This window comes from Pseudomonas sp. LBUM1659 (assembly GCF_059716045.1).
Window position 1 is genome coordinate 5,347,709 of sequence record NZ_CP166797.1, and the last position, 18,781, is coordinate 5,366,489.

Consider the following 18,781-nt stretch of genomic DNA (forward strand, 5'->3'; position numbering starts at 1 on the left):
GCTTTTGATGGTAGAGACAGACGCTTCTCCTGATCAGGGCAAGTTCGTATAGAATCCAGCGAAGTTTACTGCCAGGGAGACCAGTAAAATGCAGGCTCAGCGCGCCGTGATCGCCGCCATCGAGTTCCAGCCGGGAGCACCGTTGGTGCAGCAGATTGTCGATCAGCTGTCCGAGGCAATCAGCCAGGGCGGCCTGCCGCACGGGGCCAAGTTGCCGCCGATTCGCGAACTCTCTGAATTGATGAACGTCGGTAAATCCACCGTGGTCGACGCTCTCGACCGACTGCGGGCCAAGGGGCTGGTGGTCTCACGCCAGGGCTCAGGGCATTACGTCCACCGAGCGAGCCCGCAAACTTCAGCCGCTGCTGGCCCGGATCTGCAACCACAAGACACCCTCAGCCGAGTCCGCCGTGCAGTGCTGCTGGACAACGGCGCGCTGCGTCCCGGCTGTGGATTTCTGCCCAGCTCATGGCTGCCCGCCGAAGAACTGCTCAAAGCGGTGCGCAGCACCCTTCGCGCGACGTCATTGCGCATGGGTGAATACGGTGAGGTCGGTGGTTACCGGCCGCTGCGTGAGGCGTTGCGGGTGAAGTTGTCGAGCTTCGGCATCGAAGTGCCGGTGGAACAAATCATCACCACCGCTAACACCATGCAGGCCATCGACCAGTTGATGCGCCTGTTGATAAAACCTGGCGATACGGTGCTGCTCGACGATCCGTGCTACTTCAACCTGCACACCAACCTGGCGTTGCACGGTGCCAGGATCATCACCCTACCCCGCGATTGCAATGGTCTGGACCTGGAGGCTTTCGAGCAATTGCTGATCGCCCATCGCCCCGTGCTCTACATGACCAACAGCACCCTGCATAACCCGACCGGGCACTCGTTTTCCGCGGCGCAAGTTTATCGCCTGCTGGAGTTGAGTCACCGATACGGCTTGCACATTGTTGAAGACGATCTGTACGGCGACCTCCAGCAAAGACGCACCCCTCGCCTGGCCGCGAGCGGGCTGGACACCGTCAGCTACGTGTCCGGTTTCTCCAAGACCCTGACGGCCAACAGCCGGGTCAGCTACGCCGTGTTATCACCACAAATGGCCGCCCGAATGATTGCCCTTAAGATGAGCATCGGCGGCGTGACCTCTGAATTGGCGGAGCAGATCATCTGCACGATGCTCAGCAACGGCAGCTACGCCAAACACATCCGGCGCACGGTAGATCGCTTGTATGAATCAAGCAGTCGCGTGGCGCGCTGGCTGGTGGAGGCGGGATGCTCGGTGTCCTCGGTGCCGGGTGAAGGGTTGTTCATCTGGACCCGTTTGCCCAACGGGCTGCATGCCGAAACCCTCGCCAACAAAGGCCTCAAAAATGACCTGGTGCTAACGCCAGGTACCATGTTGAGCAAAGCTGCCGACGCCAATAGCTTTCTGCGCTTCAATGTCGCGCACAGTGATGATCCGCAGGTGCGAGAGCGGTTTTTCCGACTCCTTGATAGCTGAGCTTTTCTGAAAGACCGAGGTGCTGCCTTCGCGAGCAAGCTTGCTCCTACATTTGACCGCATTCCATTTGGAGGAACGCGGTCGAGTGTGGGAGCGGGCTTGCTCGCGAAGGGGGCAACACGGTCCACCAGAAAGCCCCCAACAAAAAGCCCCGCGCTTCTCTCGAAGGCGGGGCTTTTGTTTACAGCATCCGACGCTTATGGCGCGTACGTCAGCAGCAGCTCGGTCGGCACTTTGAAGTCCAGGGACATCATCACGCTCAACGCGGTAATGGTGAAGATCGAGAACACGAACAGCTTGCGTGCCCAGACCGTATCATCCACTGCCTTGTAACCGGTCCAGGCCATGTACAACCAGTACATGCCCATGGCCGCGGCGACAGCGAGGTAGCTCATGCCAACGTAACCGCTGAAGGTCAGCATCAAGGTCGCCACGAGGAACGCCAGGATGTAGAGCAGGATGTGCTTCTTGGCCACTTCGATGCCGCGCTTCACTGGCAGCACCGGAATCGATGCGGCCAGGTAATCGTTGAAGCGGAAAATCGCAATGGCGTAGGAATGCGGCATCTGCCACAGGCTGAACATCACCAGCAACGTCAGTGCGGCCATGTCGAAGCTGTTGGTCACAGCGACGTAGCCAATCACCGGCGGCATGGCGCCCGACAGACTGCCCACGAGCGTGCCGTGAACCGACTTGCGCTTGAGGTACAGGCTGTAGAAGCCGACGTAGATGACGAAACCGATCACCGCGAACAGCGCGGCCAGCGGGTTTGCCACCTTGTACAACAACGCAACGCCGGCAACACCCAGGACGGTCGCAAAGGCCAGGGCCAGTTTCAGGGAGATCAAGCCCTGGACCAGCACCCGGTTCTTGGTGCGTTCCATCTTCAGGTCGATGTCGCGGTCGATGCAGTTGTTGAACACACAACCGGAAGCCACCACCAGGGAAGTGCCGATCATCGCGGCCAGGAATATGGCCAGATCGACATGCCCTTTCGAGGCCAGGAAAAATCCGCCCGCCACAGAAAGCACGTTACCGAAAATGATCCCCGGTTTGGTGATTTGGATAAAGTGCTTAAAGGACATCCGGACTTTCCTCAGTGCGCCATCATGACGGTGTGGATGCTGAACATGATCCACAGCGACAAGCCAACCAACAGAACGATCACCAAAGCAGCGAAGACAAACGCGATCACGTTGTTACGCTGGGCAGCGGAGCGGTCCAGGTGGAGGAAGTACACCAGGTGCACGAGCACCTGGATCACTGCGAAGGCCAGTACGATCCACAGGGTCATGGCTTTTGGCAGCGACGGGTACATCACCAGGCCAAAAGGAATGATCGTCAGGATCACCGACAGGATGAAGCCGATGGCGTAGGACTTGACGCTGCCGTGGCTGGCGTCATGACCATCGTGTGAGTGAGCTGCATTAGCCATTACAGGGTCCCCATCAGGTAAACAACGGTGAATACGCAGATCCACACCACGTCCAGGAAGTGCCAGAACAGGCTCAGGCAGCTCAGACGGGTCTTGTTGGTCGCCGTCAGGCCGTTTTTCTGCACCTGATACATCATGATCGCCATCCAGATCAGACCGCTGGTCACGTGCAGACCGTGGGTGCCGACCAGGGTGAAGAACCCGGACAGGAAGCCGCTGCGGTTAGGCCCGTAGCCTTCGGAGATCAGCATGTGGAACTCGTTGATCTCCATGCCGATGAAGCCGGCACCGAACAGGAAGGTCATCGCCAGCCAGCCCAGCACTTGAGTCTTCTTGCCTTTGAACAACGCCAGCATGGCGAAGCCGTAGGTGATCGAACTGAACAGCAGCAGGGCCGTTTCGCCCAGCACGTATGGCAGCTCGAAGATGTCGTGGCCCGACGGGCCACCCGCTACGTTGTTAACCAGTACCGCGTACACCGCGAAGATCGACGCAAACAAAATGCAGTCGGTCATCAGGTAGAGCCAGAAACCGAATACGGTCATCTCGCCCGAGTCGTGGTGATGGTCATCGTGCCCATGTCCATCGACATGGGTGTGTCCAGCATTGGTCACTAAGTTCGACATGGTTTAAGCCTGTTCCAACGAGGTTTCAACACGGGTGGCGGTGGCTGGGATTTTCCCGGCTGCTACCAGACGTTTGCGCTGCTCGGCTTCGGTGCGCTCGATCACGTCGACCGGCACCATATAGCCCTGGTCATCACGAGCAGCGTGGATCACGAAGTAGATCACGGTACCAGCGAGGCCGAAGATGGCCATCCACCAGATGTGCCAGATCATCGCGAAACCGAACACGGTCAACAGAGCACCCATGACCAGGCCGGTCGCGGTGTTGTTTGGCATGTGGATCGGCTCGTACCTGGCCGGAGCCTGGTACGCAGTACCGTTTTCCTTGGCTTCGGTGAACGGGTCGATGCAGTCGGCTTTTGGCAGTACGGCAAAGTTGTAGAACGGTGGTGGCGACGAGGTCGACCATTCCAGCGTGTGGGCATTCCACGGGTCGCCGGCTTCGCACATGTTTTCCGGTTTGTTACGGTCACGCACACTGACGTAGAGCTGGATCAGCTGGCAGGCGATACCGCAGGCGATCATGACCGCACCGAACATTGCAACGTACAGGTACGGAACCCACTCAGGGTTGGTGGTGGCATTCAGACGACGGGTCATGCCCATGAAGCCCAGAACATAGAGCGGCATGAACGCGACGAAGAAGCCGGTGATCCAGCACCAGAACGCTGCCTTGCCCCAACCTTCGTGCAGCTTGAAGCCGAACGCTTTAGGGAAGTAGAAGGCGAAGCCGGCGATGTAGCCGAATACGGCGCCGCCGATGATCACGTTGTGGAAGTGAGCGATCACGAACAGGCTGTTGTGCAGAACGAAGTCAGCACCCGGGATGGCCAGCAGTACGCCGGTCATGCCGCCGATGGCGAAGGTCACCATGAAGCCCAGGGTCCACAGAACATGGCTGGTGATGCGCAAACGGCCCTGGTAAATGGTGAACAGCCAGTTGAACAGCTTCACCCCCGTCGGAATCGAAATCAGCATCGTCGCCAGACCGAAGAAGGCGTTGACGTTGGCACCCGAACCCATGGTGAAGAAGTGGTGCAGCCAGACCATGAAGCCCAGGATCGAGATCGCGCCCGAGGCGTAGATCATCGAGTGGTGACCGAACAGCTTCTTGCCGGAGAAGGCCGAGATGACTTCGGAGAAGATCCCGAACGCCGGCAGAATCAGGATGTAAACCTCGGGGTGACCCCAGGCCCAGAACAGGTTGACGTACATCATCGGATTGCCACCAAGTTCATTGGTGAAAATGTGGAAATCCATGTAACGGTCAAGCGTCAGCAAAGCCAGGGTAGCGGTCAGGATCGGGAAGGAAGCGACGATCAGAACGTTGGCCCAGGTGCAGGTCCAGGTGAAGATCGGCATGTCCATCAGTTTCATGCCCGGGGTACGCATTTTCAGCACGGTGGCCAGGAAGTTGACCCCGGTCAGCGTCGTACCCAGCCCGGATAGCTGTAGCGCCCAGATGTAGTAGTCCACACCCACGCCAGGGCTGTAGCCCAGTTCCGACAGTGGTGGATACGCAACCCAACCGGTACGGGCGAATTCGCCGACACCCAGGGACACGTTGACCAGCACCACGCCAGACATCAGCAGCCAGAAGCTCAGGGAGTTCAGGAACGGGTAGGCCACGTCACGCGCGCCGATCTGCAGCGGCACTGCAAGGTTCATCAGGCCGGTGAAGAATGGCATCGCCATGAAGATGATCATGATCACGCCGTGAGCGGTGAAGATCTGGTCATAGTGTTCAGGCGGCAGGTAGCCAGGCGAACCTTCGGTGGCCATGGCCAACTGGGTACGCATCATGATGGCGTCGGCAAAACCACGCAGCAGCATGACCATGGCGACGATGATGTACATCACGCCGATTTTCTTGTGGTCGACCGAGGTCAGCCACTCGGACCACAGGTAGGTCCACTTCTTGAAATAGGTGATTGCACCGAACACGCCCAGACCGCCGAGCGCGATCATGGCGATGGTCACCATCACGATCGGTTCGTGGAACGGGACCGCTTCCCAACTTAATTTACCAAACATCGTTTACTCCTCTGCCCCGGCAGCTGAATGCGAACTCATGTCCATCCCTTCCATCTGGGCCACTTCTTTCTCTTTCTTCTCGTGATCCACTTTCGGACCCGCTTTCATGCCTTCGTACTTGTCGACGATGGTCTGGAACAGGTTCGGCGTGAACGAGGAGTAGAGCTCTACTGGATTGTTCTGGCTTGGCTTGGAAAGGGCTTCGTATTCAGCTTTTTCAAGCTGTTTAGGTGCCTTCTTGACATCACTGACCCAGGCATCGAAGTCCGCCTGAGACGTGGCGATTGCTTTGAACTTCATGCCGGTGAAACCCGCGCCGCTGTAGTTGGCGGAGATCCCGTCGAATTCAGCGTTCTGGTTGGCGATCAGGTGCAGTTTGGTCTGCATGCCCGCCATCGCGTAGATCTGGCCGCCCAGACCCGGAATGAAGAACGAGTTCATCACGGTGTCGGAGGTGATCTGGAAGTTAATCGGCGTGTTGGCCGGGAATACGATCTTGTTGACCGTGGCGATCCCTTGCTCGGGATAGATGAACAGCCACTTCCAGTCCATCGACACCACTTGAATGGTGACCGGCTTGACGTCGGATTCCAGTGGCTTGTATGGGTCCAGCGCGTGGGTCGACTTGTAGGTGACATAACCCAGGGCAATGATGATCAGCACTGGAATCGCCCACACCGCGATTTCAATCTTGGTGGAGTGCGACCACTTAGGCGTGTAGACGGCGTCAGTGTTAGAGGCGCGATATTTCCAGGCGAACAGGAAGGTCATGACGATGACCGGTACCACGACAAGAAGCATCAGCAGCGTTGCGGTGATGATCAGGTTTCGCTCGTCCAGGCCAACCTGGCCCTTGGGATCGAGCAAGGTCATGTTGCAGCCTCCCAGCAACAGTGTGCCGAGCAGCGGCAATAAGCCTAGTAGTCTGGGGTACCTGTTTTTACTCATCTCACGACCTCTAAAGCAGCTTGCGCAATGCAGTTGGGTTTTGATCGCCAACACTTCACCCTGCCAAGGGTTGGCATTTTTCTTGGATTGAATAAGGGCTGCCCGTCGCGCGTCAGACGCTGCTCGACAAATCCTGGGCCAGCGGTAAGTTCTTATTCGATTTCGTGGTCAAAGGCCTTGTTACAGACCAATTCCATTTGGTGCGGAAAGTTGGAAGGCCCCGACACCAGGGAGTCGCATGAAGCGTTCAAGCCCCTCGACGCCCTGCTTTCTGCTCATGCACCTGAGCAAGGGCGAGCAGTGCCGGGATTTCAGTGCGGGCGATTGTAGATATGTAACGATTCATAAACCATGTCTCATCTCGAAATAATTTCTATCCATTCCAGCAACAATCATTAACGTATTTCGCAAAAACGCGGCATGTTATCGAAATTGATTCTCAACAAAAACACCAAAATCAATAGGTCTACCTTGCGCAGTTCAGACAGCTTCAAGGCCCCCACCCCCGGCGCCATCATTGCGCAACCCCCTATGCGACAAGGGCTCTGGCGATTCGCCAGCCCCTGTTAAAACTGCCTGCTTCATCATTTTCAGGGTGACATGATGAACCACCGAAACAGTCCAATTTTGTTGTCTTGTCCTGCGTCAATTAATCCTCTTGAAATGCCTTGCGACACTCACGCTGTGACAACGTGTCGCACACGTGTCGCACCCCTGATTGCCGTGCATCACGGTCTTTTTACCTGACCTCTGAAATGCAAAACGCCCCAGCCCTCTCAACGAGGGCCGGGGCGTTTTTATGGATGACGCAGCGGTGCGGCGAACCGCCTCAGCGCAACGTTTTACGGTTACGTGAAGTCAGTAACGGCACCAGAATCACGATCAGCACGAACGACACCAGCGCCCATTGCGCCAGCGACAGACCGAGAATCGGCGGGTACGGCGTGGAACAGAAACCATCCACCTGGAAGCCCAGCGGGAAGATCTTCGCCAGCGGCAAACCATCGACTATCGGTTGCAGCACATCAATGCCGCAGCTGACCGCAGGATAGAACTGGGTGTAGACGTGGTGCCCGGCGACCGCGACGCCTGCAATGGCACAGATGACCACCAGCGTCTCGAACACAGTAATGCTGCGACGGGTGCGCGTTGCCGCGCCAATGAAGGCAAACACCGCGATCAGCAGCAACGCATAGCGCTGGAGGATGCACAGCGGGCACGGAGCCTCGCCCAACACAATTTGCATGTACAGCGCGCCGCCGATCAGCGCCAGGCAGATGATGCCCAGCAACACCAGATAGCGCCGTTCGCGCCCCAATCGCATTGTTTCCTCGCTCATCGCGTTTCCCTTTTAGATAGCAGTTGCCGCCAGTCTACACGCAGGCTCTGAGGTTGGAGAGCCTGGCGCGTGCCGATGGATTTGGGGGAATAAACGATAAGCCGGTTAAGAAGGGATTAACTTTTCGAGCTGTATTCAAGAATTGAGACCGGGGTGCGGCCATCGCGAGCAGGCTCACTCCTACATAGGAATGGGGTGAACACACATTTTGAGTACACCCAAACCCCCTGCAGGAGTGAGCCTGCTCGCGATAAAGGCGACTCGGTCTCCCGAGTCGCCGCAACCAGTTATTCCAACGCCGAAGCCGGCCCGAAGAACTCATACCGGCTCTGCTTCTCCGGAACCCCCAACGCCTTGAGGTGACGCTTGATCGCCGCCATGAACCCCTTAGGCCCCAGGAAGTAAGCATCCAGATCACGTTGCTCCGGTAGCCACTCACCCAATTGTTCCTGACTCAACAACCCGACCTTGTGCGCAGCGGCACTGGCACCGTCATCTTCGTCATAGCAATAGAATCGCTTCAGTTGCGGATGACGTTCGGCCAACCCATCGATCCAGTCACGGAAGGCATGCACACTGCCGTTACGCGCGCAGTGGATAAAGTGCACTGGACGCTCGGTGGCCAGCGCAGCTTCAAGCATTGCCAGCGTCGGAGTGATGCCGACGCCGCCACTGATCAGCACCAGCGGTTTGTCGCTGGCCGTCAGGGTGAAGTCGCCCGATGGCGGGAACAACTGAATGCTCGAACCGACCTGCAGATGATCGTGCAAGTGGTTGGATGCACGCCCACCGGTCTCACGTTTGACGCTGATGCGGTAGTGGCCCTTGTTCGCCAGCGCCGACAGCGAGTAGTTGCGACGAATCTCTTCGCCATCGAGGATCAGTTTCATGCCGATGTACTGGCCAGGCTCCGCCGCAAGGATCGGACCTTTGTCGGCAGGTTCGAAGTAGAACGAGGTGATTTCCGCGCTTTCCTCGACCTTGGCCGCGACGATGAATTCCCGCGCCCCGCGCCAGCCGCCAGGGGTTTGTTCTTTCTGGTCGTAAATGCTGGCTTCGGCACCGATCAAAATGTCGGCGAGTTGACCATATGCGGCACCCCAGGCCGAAACAACCTCAGGGGTGGCGATTTCTTCGCCCAGCACTTCGGCGATGGCGCGCAGCAGGCAACTGCCGACAATCGGGTAGTGTTCCGGCAGGATTTGCAGGGCCACGTGCTTGTTGATGATCTTGGCCACCAGGTCGCCCAATTGGTCGAGCTGGTCGATGTGCCGTGCGTACATCAAGACACCGTTGGCCAGTGCACGCGGCTGATCACCGCTGGCCTGGTGGGCCTGGTTGAATAACGGGCGGACTTCGGGGTATTCGGAGAGCATCATGCGGTAGAAGTGCGTAATCAGCGCTTCGCCGCCGCTTTCCAGCAGTGGCACGGTGGATTTGACAATGGCACGGTCTTGAACGCTAAGCATAAGGACGACTCCGGAGCTTTATGTGTATTTCCTTAGACTTATCAGTTTCCATGCCAAAACTATAAACGTTATAAATCAATAACTTAAATACATCGTAGTCATATCGACACGAGCTGATTTATAGTCTTGGCGACTACATGGAGTCACTATGACTGCAAAATCCTTGCTCACCGCCCTGCTGCCTCTGGTGGCTGACCTGTCCCGCGAACTGCCCGAAGGCGAGCGCTATCGACGCCTGCTCGAAGCCATGCGCGCCCTGCTTCCCTGCGATGCCGCTGCCCTGCTGCGCCTTGATGGCGAATGGCTGGTGCCGTTGGCAGTCGACGGGTTGAGCACCGACACCCTGGGCCGGCGCTTCAAAGTCAGCGAACACCCGCGCTTCGAGGCCTTGCTCAGCAGCAACGGTCCGACCCGCTTCGCCGCCGACAGCGACCTGCCTGACCCTTACGACGGACTGGTCGATGGCCTCGACGATCATCTGGAAGTCCACGACTGCATGGGTTGCCCGCTGTTTATCGACGAACGCCCCTGGGGTTTACTGACCCTCGACGCCCTTGACCCGGAACAATTCGAGCCCATCGAACTGGATGCCCTCGAAGCTTTTGCCAGCCTGGCTGCAGCCACGGTCAACGCCGCCGAACGCATCGAGCGCCTGGCCAATCGCGCCGAAGACGAACACCAGCGGGCCGAGGTTTACCGTCAGGCCAGCGGTCAGCAGAACCGCGAGATGATCGGCCAGAGCAAGGCACACAAACGCCTGGAGGAAGAGATCAATCTGGTGGGCGGCAGTGACTTGACGGTGCTGATCACCGGTGAAACCGGGGTCGGCAAGGAACTGGTCGCGCAGGCGATCCATGCCGCCTCTGCGCGGGCCGACAAACCGATCATCAGCCTTAACTGCGCAGCCCTGCCGGACACTCTGGTCGAGAGCGAGTTGTTCGGCCATGTGCGTGGCGCGTTCACCGGCGCGACGAATGATCGTCGCGGCAAGTTCGAACTGGCCAATGGCGGCACGCTGTTTCTCGATGAAGTCGGTGAACTGTCACTGACGGTGCAAGCCAAACTGCTGCGCGTCCTGCAAAGCGGGCAATTGCAGCGCTTGGGTTCGGACAAGGAACACCAGGTGGACGTGCGTCTGATCGCGGCGACTAACCGAGACTTGGCCGAAGAAGTGCGCAACGGGCGCTACCGTGCCGACTTCTACCACCGTTTGAGTGTTTACCCCTTGTTGGTACCGGCACTGCGCGATCGCGGAAGGGATGTATTGCTGCTCAGCGGCTTCTTCCTGGAGCAAAACCGCTCGCGCATGGGCCTCAACAGCCTGCGCTTGAACAGCGACGCACAGGCCGCATTAATGGCCTACAACTGGCCGGGGAACGTGCGGGAGCTGGAGCATTTGATTGGCCGAAGTGCACTCAAAGCGCTGGGCAACTGCAAGGACCGACCGAAGATTCTCAGCCTGAGCGCTGCAGACCTTGATTTGCCCACGGGCCACGTCGAGGCAGTTACCGAGCAAGCGGTGGACAGCCCTGTGGTGTTGGTGTCTGGCGATTTGCGTGAAGCCACCGAGAACTATCAGCGGCAATTGATCAGTGCTTGCCTGGAGCGGCACCGCAACAATTGGGCGAGCGCGGCCCGTGAGCTGGGTTTGGACCGGGCGAATCTTGGACGCATGGCCAAAAGGCTGGGGATGAAGTGACGGCCCCTTCGTCGGCAAACGGTTCATCCGAATTTCTAAAGCCTGCCCGCTACGAGTCGATAACCCGATATCGGTCGTTGTGGGCCTTCCCGTAACCACCCATCACCTTTTCCACAGAAGGTTTTTATGTCTTCCACCAAAGCCCGCGCAGACTCACTTTCGCTTCTGCTGTTTACCTTGCGCAGCGGCAAGCTGATGGCGATCAACCTGCTGAAAGTCAGCGAAATCATCCCCTGCCCGCCGCTGACCAGGCTGCCGGAGTCGCATCCCAACGTCAAAGGTATCGCCACCCTGCGTGGCGCGTCGTTGTCGGTGATCGACCTGAGCCGTGCCATCGGCGAGCGCCCACTGGAAGACCCGAACGGGGGCTGCCTGATCGTCACCGACGTCAGTCGCTCAAAGCAGGGCCTGCATGTTCAAGCCGTGAGCAAGATCGTTCACTGCCTGACCTCCGACATTCGCCCGCCACCCTTCGGTTCCGGCGGCGTGCGCTCGTACATCACCGGCGTGACCTCGGTCGACGGCACGCTGGTGCAGGTGCTGGACATCGAAAAAGTCATCCACGGCATCGCACCGGCACAGATCGAAACCGCCCCGACCGAACTGAGCATGGAAGACGCCGAAATCTTGGGCAGCGCACGCATTCTGGTGGTTGATGACAGCCAGGTCGCCTTGCAACAATCCGTGCACACCCTGCGCAACCTCGGCCTGCAATGCTACACCGCGCGCAGCGCCAAGGAAGCGATCGACTGTCTGCTCGACCTGCAAGGCACGGCCCAACAGATCAATCTGATCGTCTCGGACATCGAAATGTCAGAGATGGATGGTTACGCCTTCACCCGCACCTTGCGCGAAACGCCAGACTTCTCGCACCTGTATGTGCTGCTGCACACGTCCCTGGACAGCACGATGAACAGCGAGAAAGCGCGCTTGGCCGGGGCTAACGCGGTACTGACCAAATTCTCTTCGCCAGAGCTGACCAAATGCCTGATCGAGGCGGCCAAGGCCGTCGCTGAACAAGGTCATTGAGAGATGGCCGAGGGCTTTTGTTTTTTGATGCGGCGCAACCTCGCTGAGGCTGTGCCAGAGATCACGTGGCCTCAAGGGATTGTCCTCACCCAGTACCGCCCTGAATCGGCAGAAGCTATTCATCGTTTGATGGAACAAGGGTTTCAGGACGGTGGCGGCCGCGTGCCGGCGCTGGAGGTGTGGCAACAGCGGTTTGAAACCGACCCCGAATACGATCCCACCCTGTGTTTCATTGCGCTGGATGCCAACGGGATCGTCGGTGTGTGCCAGTGCTGGACCAGCGCCTACATCAAAAACCTGGTGGTGCATCCGCGGGCGCAATGCCTCGGGCTTGGCCGCGCATTGCTGCTACAGGCGTTCAGCGTATTTCAGCAACGCCGGGAAGGCTTTGTCGATTTGAAGGTATTGGAAGACAACCTTCGGGCGCAGCGGCTGTATGAACGTGCCGGGATGTATGTCGTCCGCCGGGAGCCGGTTCCAGCCTGAAACAAGCCCCCTGTGGGAGCGGCGGTGCGACGATTCGACTTGCCCGCGAAGAGGCCCGAACACCCAACATCAAACCCTCAGGCATACTCGGCCCATAAAAGCCCAACGGATCCCTGAACCATGAAAGCCGCAACCCTGACCTTCCTCTGCCTCACCGCCCTCGCCTCCCAGGCCAAAGCCTCCAGCCCTGACGCTTGGGCGACCTACGACAAAGCAGTGCTCGCCAGCTGCACCAAGGCAAGCGGTCTGAAAAATGCCAAACCGGTCGGCAACGCTGCGCAGTTCGATGATCGGGTCGGCTACACCGCCCTCCTGTTGCAAGGCCAATACCCGCAAAAACACATGAAAGGCCAGCAAGGCACAGAGCTGTGCCTCTACAACAAGCAGACAAAAACCGCCTACGTGACCGAGTGGGACTCCATCCGCTCTACCGCCAAGGCCCAGTGAGTGGCGCATAACTTGCTTCGATACCGGTTTGTGCGGTGACAATCTGGCGCCGCTTCATGCCTTTCACCTGCGACCGATCGACCAATGAATACAACGTTTTCCTGCGTAGGTTGCGGCAAATGCTGCAATGACCATCATGTCCCCCTGACCCTGGCGGAAGCCCGGATGTGGGCGGCCGATGGCGGTCAAGTGATCGTGCTGGTCGAGGGCTTTTTGGGTAACGGCCTGGGCCTGCCCGTGCAGCAACGCGAACACGCCGAACGCCGTTCGGTAGTGGTTCGAAGCGGCACGTCCGAGGCGTATGTGGCGATCACCTTTGCCGCCTATAACGTCGGTCCCTGCCGGAATCTTGACGAAGACAACCTGTGCCGCATTTACGAACGCCGACCGTTGGTGTGCCGCATCTACCCGGCGGAAATCAACCCGCACATCATGCTGAACACGACGAACAAGGACTGCCCGCCCGAGTCATGGGAACAAGGCCCGGACTTGATCATCGGCGGCGAGTTAGTGGATCAGGAACTGGCGGGATTGATCCAGCGTTCTCGTCAGGCGGATCGCGATGACGTTCAGACCAAGGATGCGATTTGCGCGTTGCTGGGGATTCGGACGACAGCGCTGAAGGGAGATGGGTTTACCGCTTATCTGCCTGACATGACGGCGTTTGCCACGGTCATCGACCAAGTGTCAACGCAACCGCTGGCGGCATCGGAAAGTGACTGGTTGTTTCATGTGTCGGGGGATGACATCGCCGGCCAAGTACAGGCTGCGGGGGCGCAAGTGGCGACTGATGCGCCGGTGAACTATGCGTTTATTTCGTTGCGGGCGGCTTGATCCATAAGGTGTATTGCCCTGAATGGCCCCTTCGCGAGCAAGCCCGCTCCCACATTTAACCGCGCCGAACGCAAATCAAATGTGGGAGCGGGCTTGCTCGCGAAGACAGTAGATCAGGCACCGCAAAGATAAAAACTCAGCGCTTACCCATCGAACGACGAGTTCCAGGTGGCGCGGCCCCAGGCGTCTTGGTATGGCCATTTTTCGCGCCATTCTTGTACCAAGGCTGGCTGGCGTTCTTCGCAGCGGCCAACTCACCCGGGTTGAACGGGAACTTGAATGCCGGGATCGCGGCTTTGGTTTCGCTGTCTGCGCTGGAGTCGACGCTGTCTGGCAGGTCTGCCTGGTCGTCGCTCAAAGCGTCGGCAACCGGCGGTTGTGTCGGGGAAGTCATGAAAGCTCCGGGTGATGCACATAGAGTCGGGCCCGGTCAGCGAGCCGCGAAAGGCGGCAGTATAACTGGATGGGACAATACAAGCTGCAAGCCTCAAGCGAGTCCGTCGGGTTTTGTGTTGACGGGTACACCGCCATCGTCGGAACGCCGTCCGCCGCTGATTCAAACGCCCAAACTGACAACCCCGTCAGTTAGCAGTCACCCTCCTGACGGGCTGACAGGGTTATAAAGGAGGGTATAAAGCTGAAAATACCCAATCCTTTTAGCCCGGCGCCCCACTCGCATGCGAATTCAGAAAAAACCCGCCTTGATCGCAGGTCTGCTAATTGCCTTGGCAGCGCTGGGCACGTGGTATGTCACCAAGCCCGCCACAGCCAAACTCGCCGCCCCTACCGCGATTCCGGTTCGCGTGGTCAATGTCGTTGAAAAAGACGTGCCGCGTTATGTCAGCGGTATCGGTTCGGTGCTGTCCTTGCACAGCGTCGTGGTGCGCCCGCAGATCGACGGCATTCTCACCAAAATCCTCGTCAAGGAAGGCCAATTGGTGAACAAAGGTGACCTGCTGGCCACCATCGATGACCGTTCGATCCGCGCCAGCCTCGATCAGGCCCGCGCCCAATTGGGCGAAAGCCAGGCGCAATTGCAAGTGGCGCAGGTCAACCTCAAGCGCTACAAGTTGCTGAGTGTCGACGACGGGGTTTCCAAACAGACCTACGACCAGCAACAAGCGCTGGTCAATCAACTCAAGGCCACCGCCCAAGGCAATCAAGCTTCGATCGATGCCGCTCAGGTGCAACTCTCCTACACGCAGATTCGCTCCCCGGTCAGTGGTCGCGTCGGTATTCGTACAGTGGATGAAGGCAACTTCCTGCGCATGACCGATGCCCAAGGCCTGTTCACCGTGACGCAGATCGACCCGATCGCCGTCGAGTTCTCCCTGCCGCAGCACATGCTGCCGACCCTGCAAGGGCTGATCGGTGACCCACAACGCGCACAGGTAAAAGCCTACATTGGCGCCGACACCGACGGTGAAACCGGCAACCTGCTGGGCGAAGGTCACTTGACCCTGATCGATAACCAGATCAACGCCAACACCGGGACCATCCGCGCCAAGGCCGAATTCAACAACCCAGGGCAGAAACTCTGGCCGGGCCTGCTGGTGACGGTAAAAATTCAGACAGCCCTGGATAAAGATGCACTGGTGGTGCCGCCCACCGTCGTACAACGGGGCCTCGATCAACACTTTGTGTACCGGGTCAACGGTGACAAGGTCGAAGCCGTCACCGTGCAGGTGGTTTCGCAAGGCAGCGGCCAGGACATCATCAAAGGCGTGAAACCGGGCGATGTGCTGGTCACTGATGGCCAGTCGCGGCTCAAGCCGGGGTCGACCGTGCAGGTGCTGACCGACCCGCCGCAAGTGGTGCAATCGGAGTCGAAGCCATGAAGGGCCACGGCTCGATCTCTGCCTGGTGCATCGATCACCCGGTCGCCACCCTCCTGCTGACCTTCGCCCTGGTGCTGCTCGGCGCCATCGCCTTCCCCCGCCTGCCGATCGCGCCGCTGCCGGAAGCCGAATTCCCGACCATTCAGGTGGCCGCGCAACTGCCCGGCGCCAGCCCGGAAACCATGGCCTCGTCGGTGGCCACGCCGCTTGAAGTGCAATTCAGTTCCATTCCCGGCGTGACCCAAATGACATCGAGCAGCGCCTTGGGCTCGACCATCCTGATCCTGCAGTTCACCCTCGACAAAAGCATCGACACCGCCGCCCAGGAAGTCCAGGCCGCGATCAACACCGCCGCCGGCAAACTGCCCAAGGACATGCCGACGCTGCCGACCTGGCGCAAGGTCAACCCGGCCGACAGCCCGGTGCTTATCCTCAGTGTCAACTCCACGCAAATGCCCGGCACTGAACTCAGCGACCTGGTTGAAACCCTGCTGTCCCGTCAGATCAGCCAGATCGAAGGCGTAGGCCAAACCAACATTACCGGTCAGCAACGTCCGGCTATTCGCGTTCAAGCCTCCGCGGACAAACTGGCGGCCATCGGTCTGACCCTCGCCGACATTCGCCTGGCCATCCAGAACACCAGCCTCAATCTGGCCAAAGGTGCGTTGTACGGCGAGTCGAGCATTTCGACCCTGTCGACCAACGACCAGCTGTTTCACCCAGAGGAATACAGCCAACTCATCGTTTCCTACAAGGACGGCGCCCCAGTTCACCTGAGGGATGTCGCCAAAGTCGTCAACGGTTCGGAAGATGCCTACGTTCAGGCCTGGGCCGACGGCAAGCCCGGGGTGAACCTGGTGATTTTCCGGCAACCGGGCGCGAACATCGTCGAGACCGTGGACCGCATTCAAGCCGCACTGCCCACACTGAAAGCCATGCTCCCCGCCTCGGTGCAGGTCAACGTGCTGGTTGACCGCACCCAGACCATCCGCGCGTCCTTGCATGAAGTGGAAATCACCCTGCTGATCGCGATCCTGCTGGTGGTGGCCGTGATGGCGCTGTTCCTGCGCCAATGGTCGGCGACCCTGATCGTGTCCGCGGTACTGGGCGTTTCCCTGATCGCGAGTTTCGCCCTGATGTACATCATGGGCTTCAGCCTGAACAACCTGACCCTGGTGGCGATTGTGGTGGCCGTGGGGTTTGTGGTCGACGATGCGATTGTGGTGGTGGAGAACATTCACCGACATCTTGAAGCCGGCGACGGCATGCGCGAGGCAGCGATCAAGGGTGCCGGCGAGATTGGTTTTACCGTGGTCTCGATCAGTTTCTCGCTGGTGGCAGCGTTCATTCCGCTGCTGTTCATGGGCGGCGTGGTCGGGCGGTTGTTCAAGGAATTCGCCCTGACCGCCACTTCAACCATCATGATTTCGGTCGTGGTGTCGCTGACACTGGCGCCAACCCTGGCCGCGCTGTTCATGCGTGCGCCGGTGCATCATGCCCACAGCAAACCCACGTTTGGCGAGCGCTTGCTGGCTGGCTATGAAAAATTATTGCGTCGCGCCCTCGCCCATCAAAAATTGATGATCGGCGTGTTTGGTCTTTCTCTCGGTCTGGCTATCGCCGGTTACATCTTCATTCCCAAGGGCTTCTTCCCGGTGCAGGACACCGGTTTTGTCCTCGGCACGACCGAAGCCGCCGCTGATATTTCCTACGGCGACATGGTGAAAAAACACCTGGCGATGGCCGAAATCGTCGCGGCGGATCCTGCGGTTGCGGCGTTTTCCCACTCGGTCGGAGTGTCGGGCAGTAACCAGACCATCGCCAACGGCCGGTTCTGGATCTCCCTGAAAAAACGCGGCGACCGCGACGTTTCGGCCAGTCAGTTCATCGACCGGATTCGTCCGCAACTGATGAAGGTTCCGGGCATCGTGTTGTACCTGCGCGCAGGCCAGGACATCAACCTCAGCTCCGGCCCGAGCCGCGCCCAGTACCAATACGTGCTCAAGAGCAACGACGGCGCGACCCTCAGCACCTGGACCCAGCGGCTGACGGAAAAACTGCGCAGCAACCCGGCGTTCCGCGACATTTCCAACGACCTGCAACTGGGCGGCAGCATCACCCACATCAGCATCGACCGCAGCGCCGCGGCGCGCTTCGGCCTGACCGCCAGCGATGTCGACGAAGCGCTGTACGATGCGTTTGGGCAGCGCCAGGTCAATGAATTCCAGACCCAGATCAACCAGTACAACGTGATTCTGGAACTGGACACCCAGCAACGCGGCAAGGCCGAAAGCCTCAACTACTTCTACCTGCGCTCGCCGCTGAGCGGGGAAATGGTGCCGCTGTCGGCGCTGGCCAAATTTGACGCACCCACGGTCGGTCCATTGTCCATCGCCCATGACGGCATGTTCCCGGCTGCCAACCTGTCGTTCAACCTCGCGCCCGGCGTGGCGCTGGGTGATGCGGTGATCATGCTCAACCAGGCCAAGGTCGACATCGGCATGCCGGCGGCCATGAGCGGCAACTTCCAGGGCGCGGCGCAGGCGTTCCAGAGTTCGCTGGCCAGCCAGCCGTGGCTGATTCTGGCGGCGCTGGTGGCGGTGTACATCATTCTTGGTGTGCTTTACGAGAGCTTCGTGCATCCGCTGACCATCATCTCGACGCTGCCGTCGGCGGGGCTCGGGGCGGTGATCATGCTGTGGATCTGCGGCCAGGACTTTTCGATCATGGCGCTGATCGGTCTGGTGCTGCTGATCGGTATCGTCAAGAAGAACGGCATCCTGATGATCGACTTCGCGCTCGACGCCCAGCGCAACCGTGGCTTGCCGCCAGAAGAGGCAATCTTCGAGGCCTGTATCACGCGGTTCCGGCCGATCATCATGACCACCCTCGCCGCACTGCTCGGCGCACTGCCGTTGATGCTTGGTTACGGCACCGGCGCCGAACTCCGCCAGCCATTGGGCATCGCGGTGGTCGGTGGCCTGCTGGTGAGCCAGGCGCTGACGCTGTTCACCACTCCAGTCATATACTTGTGGCTTGAGCGGCTATTTCACAGGCCCAATCCGTCGCCGGTACCGGCGTTGGCGACCACAGACTGAG

16 protein-coding genes are annotated in these 18,781 nt (G+C 59.1%); 8 read left to right on the plus strand and 8 right to left on the minus strand.

Going from position 1 to position 18,781, the window contains the following annotated elements:
• The first annotated feature begins 88 nt into the window (after positions 1-88).
• On the plus strand, positions 89-1,498 hold the full coding sequence (locus tag ACA048_RS24275) for an aminotransferase-like domain-containing protein (protein WP_497626625.1): 1,410 nt from the start codon (positions 89-91) through the stop codon (positions 1,496-1,498).
• Between the two features lie 197 nt (positions 1,499-1,695).
• Here ACA048_RS24275 and cyoE read toward each other — a convergent pair whose 3' ends face one another.
• The 7 genes from cyoE to hmpA form a co-directional block, all read right to left on the minus strand.
• Entirely contained in the window at positions 1,696-2,583 is an 888-nt protein-coding gene (cyoE, locus tag ACA048_RS24280; protein WP_477794725.1) for a heme o synthase, read from the minus strand.
• A gap of 11 nt (positions 2,584-2,594) precedes the next feature.
• Positions 2,595-2,933, minus strand: a complete 339-nt coding sequence (gene cyoD / locus ACA048_RS24285; protein WP_497626626.1) for a cytochrome o ubiquinol oxidase subunit IV — start codon at positions 2,931-2,933, stop codon at positions 2,595-2,597.
• On the minus strand, positions 2,933-3,559 hold the full coding sequence (locus ACA048_RS24290) for a cytochrome o ubiquinol oxidase subunit III (protein WP_223518646.1): 627 nt from the start codon (positions 3,557-3,559) through the stop codon (positions 2,933-2,935). The genes cyoD and ACA048_RS24290 overlap by 1 nt, the downstream gene beginning before the upstream one ends.
• A gap of 3 nt (positions 3,560-3,562) precedes the next feature.
• Positions 3,563-5,593, minus strand: a complete 2,031-nt coding sequence (cyoB, locus tag ACA048_RS24295; RefSeq protein WP_452628091.1) for a cytochrome o ubiquinol oxidase subunit I — start codon at positions 5,591-5,593, stop codon at positions 3,563-3,565.
• Positions 5,594-5,596: 3 nt separating this feature from the next.
• Positions 5,597-6,541 carry a ubiquinol oxidase subunit II gene (gene cyoA / locus ACA048_RS24300; RefSeq protein WP_452628092.1) on the minus strand — a complete coding sequence of 315 codons (945 nt, stop codon included), beginning with the start codon at positions 6,539-6,541 and terminating at the stop codon, positions 5,597-5,599.
• Between the two features lie 829 nt (positions 6,542-7,370).
• Positions 7,371-7,880: a disulfide bond formation protein B gene (locus ACA048_RS24305; RefSeq protein ID WP_497626627.1), complete on the minus strand. Its 510-nt coding sequence runs from the start codon at positions 7,878-7,880 to the stop codon at positions 7,371-7,373.
• Positions 7,881-8,167: 287 nt separating this feature from the next.
• On the minus strand, positions 8,168-9,349 hold the full coding sequence (gene hmpA, locus ACA048_RS24310; RefSeq protein ID WP_497626628.1) for an NO-inducible flavohemoprotein: 1,182 nt from the start codon (positions 9,347-9,349) through the stop codon (positions 8,168-8,170).
• A 148-nt stretch (positions 9,350-9,497) separates the two neighbouring features.
• Between hmpA and norR the strand changes: the two genes are divergently transcribed.
• The 5 genes from norR to ACA048_RS24335 all read left to right on the plus strand — a co-directional run bounded on the left by norR (position 9,498) and on the right by ACA048_RS24335 (position 13,844).
• On the plus strand, positions 9,498-11,048 hold the full coding sequence (gene norR, locus ACA048_RS24315; RefSeq protein WP_497626629.1) for a nitric oxide reductase transcriptional regulator NorR: 1,551 nt from the start codon (positions 9,498-9,500) through the stop codon (positions 11,046-11,048).
• A 126-nt stretch (positions 11,049-11,174) separates the two neighbouring features.
• Positions 11,175-12,077 (plus strand): chemotaxis protein CheV, encoded by a 903-nt coding sequence (locus tag ACA048_RS24320; protein WP_497626630.1) that lies wholly within the window; start codon positions 11,175-11,177, stop codon positions 12,075-12,077.
• A gap of 27 nt (positions 12,078-12,104) precedes the next feature.
• Entirely contained in the window at positions 12,105-12,563 is a 459-nt protein-coding gene (locus tag ACA048_RS24325) for a GNAT family N-acetyltransferase (protein WP_497626631.1), read from the plus strand.
• Between the two features lie 120 nt (positions 12,564-12,683).
• Positions 12,684-13,010, plus strand: a complete 327-nt coding sequence (locus ACA048_RS24330; protein ID WP_497626632.1) for a hypothetical protein — start codon at positions 12,684-12,686, stop codon at positions 13,008-13,010.
• An 84-nt stretch (positions 13,011-13,094) separates the two neighbouring features.
• Positions 13,095-13,844 (plus strand): YkgJ family cysteine cluster protein, encoded by a 750-nt coding sequence (locus ACA048_RS24335; RefSeq protein WP_497626633.1) that lies wholly within the window; start codon positions 13,095-13,097, stop codon positions 13,842-13,844.
• A 136-nt stretch (positions 13,845-13,980) separates the two neighbouring features.
• Here the strand turns inward: ACA048_RS24335 and ACA048_RS24340 are convergent, their stop codons facing one another.
• The gene (locus ACA048_RS24340) at positions 13,981-14,238 is read right to left on the minus strand and encodes a hypothetical protein (RefSeq protein ID WP_497626634.1); all 258 of its coding nucleotides are present in this window, start codon (positions 14,236-14,238) and stop codon (positions 13,981-13,983) included.
• A gap of 283 nt (positions 14,239-14,521) precedes the next feature.
• On the opposite strand from ACA048_RS24340, the gene ACA048_RS24345 reads away from it, so the two are divergent.
• Complete coding sequence (locus ACA048_RS24345; protein WP_497626635.1) at positions 14,522-15,682, plus strand: efflux RND transporter periplasmic adaptor subunit; 1,161 nt, start codon at positions 14,522-14,524, stop codon at positions 15,680-15,682.
• Positions 15,679-18,780, plus strand: a complete 3,102-nt coding sequence (locus tag ACA048_RS24350; RefSeq protein ID WP_497626636.1) for a multidrug efflux RND transporter permease subunit — start codon at positions 15,679-15,681, stop codon at positions 18,778-18,780. The genes ACA048_RS24345 and ACA048_RS24350 overlap by 4 nt, the downstream gene beginning before the upstream one ends.
• Position 18,781: the final 1 nt, after the last annotated feature.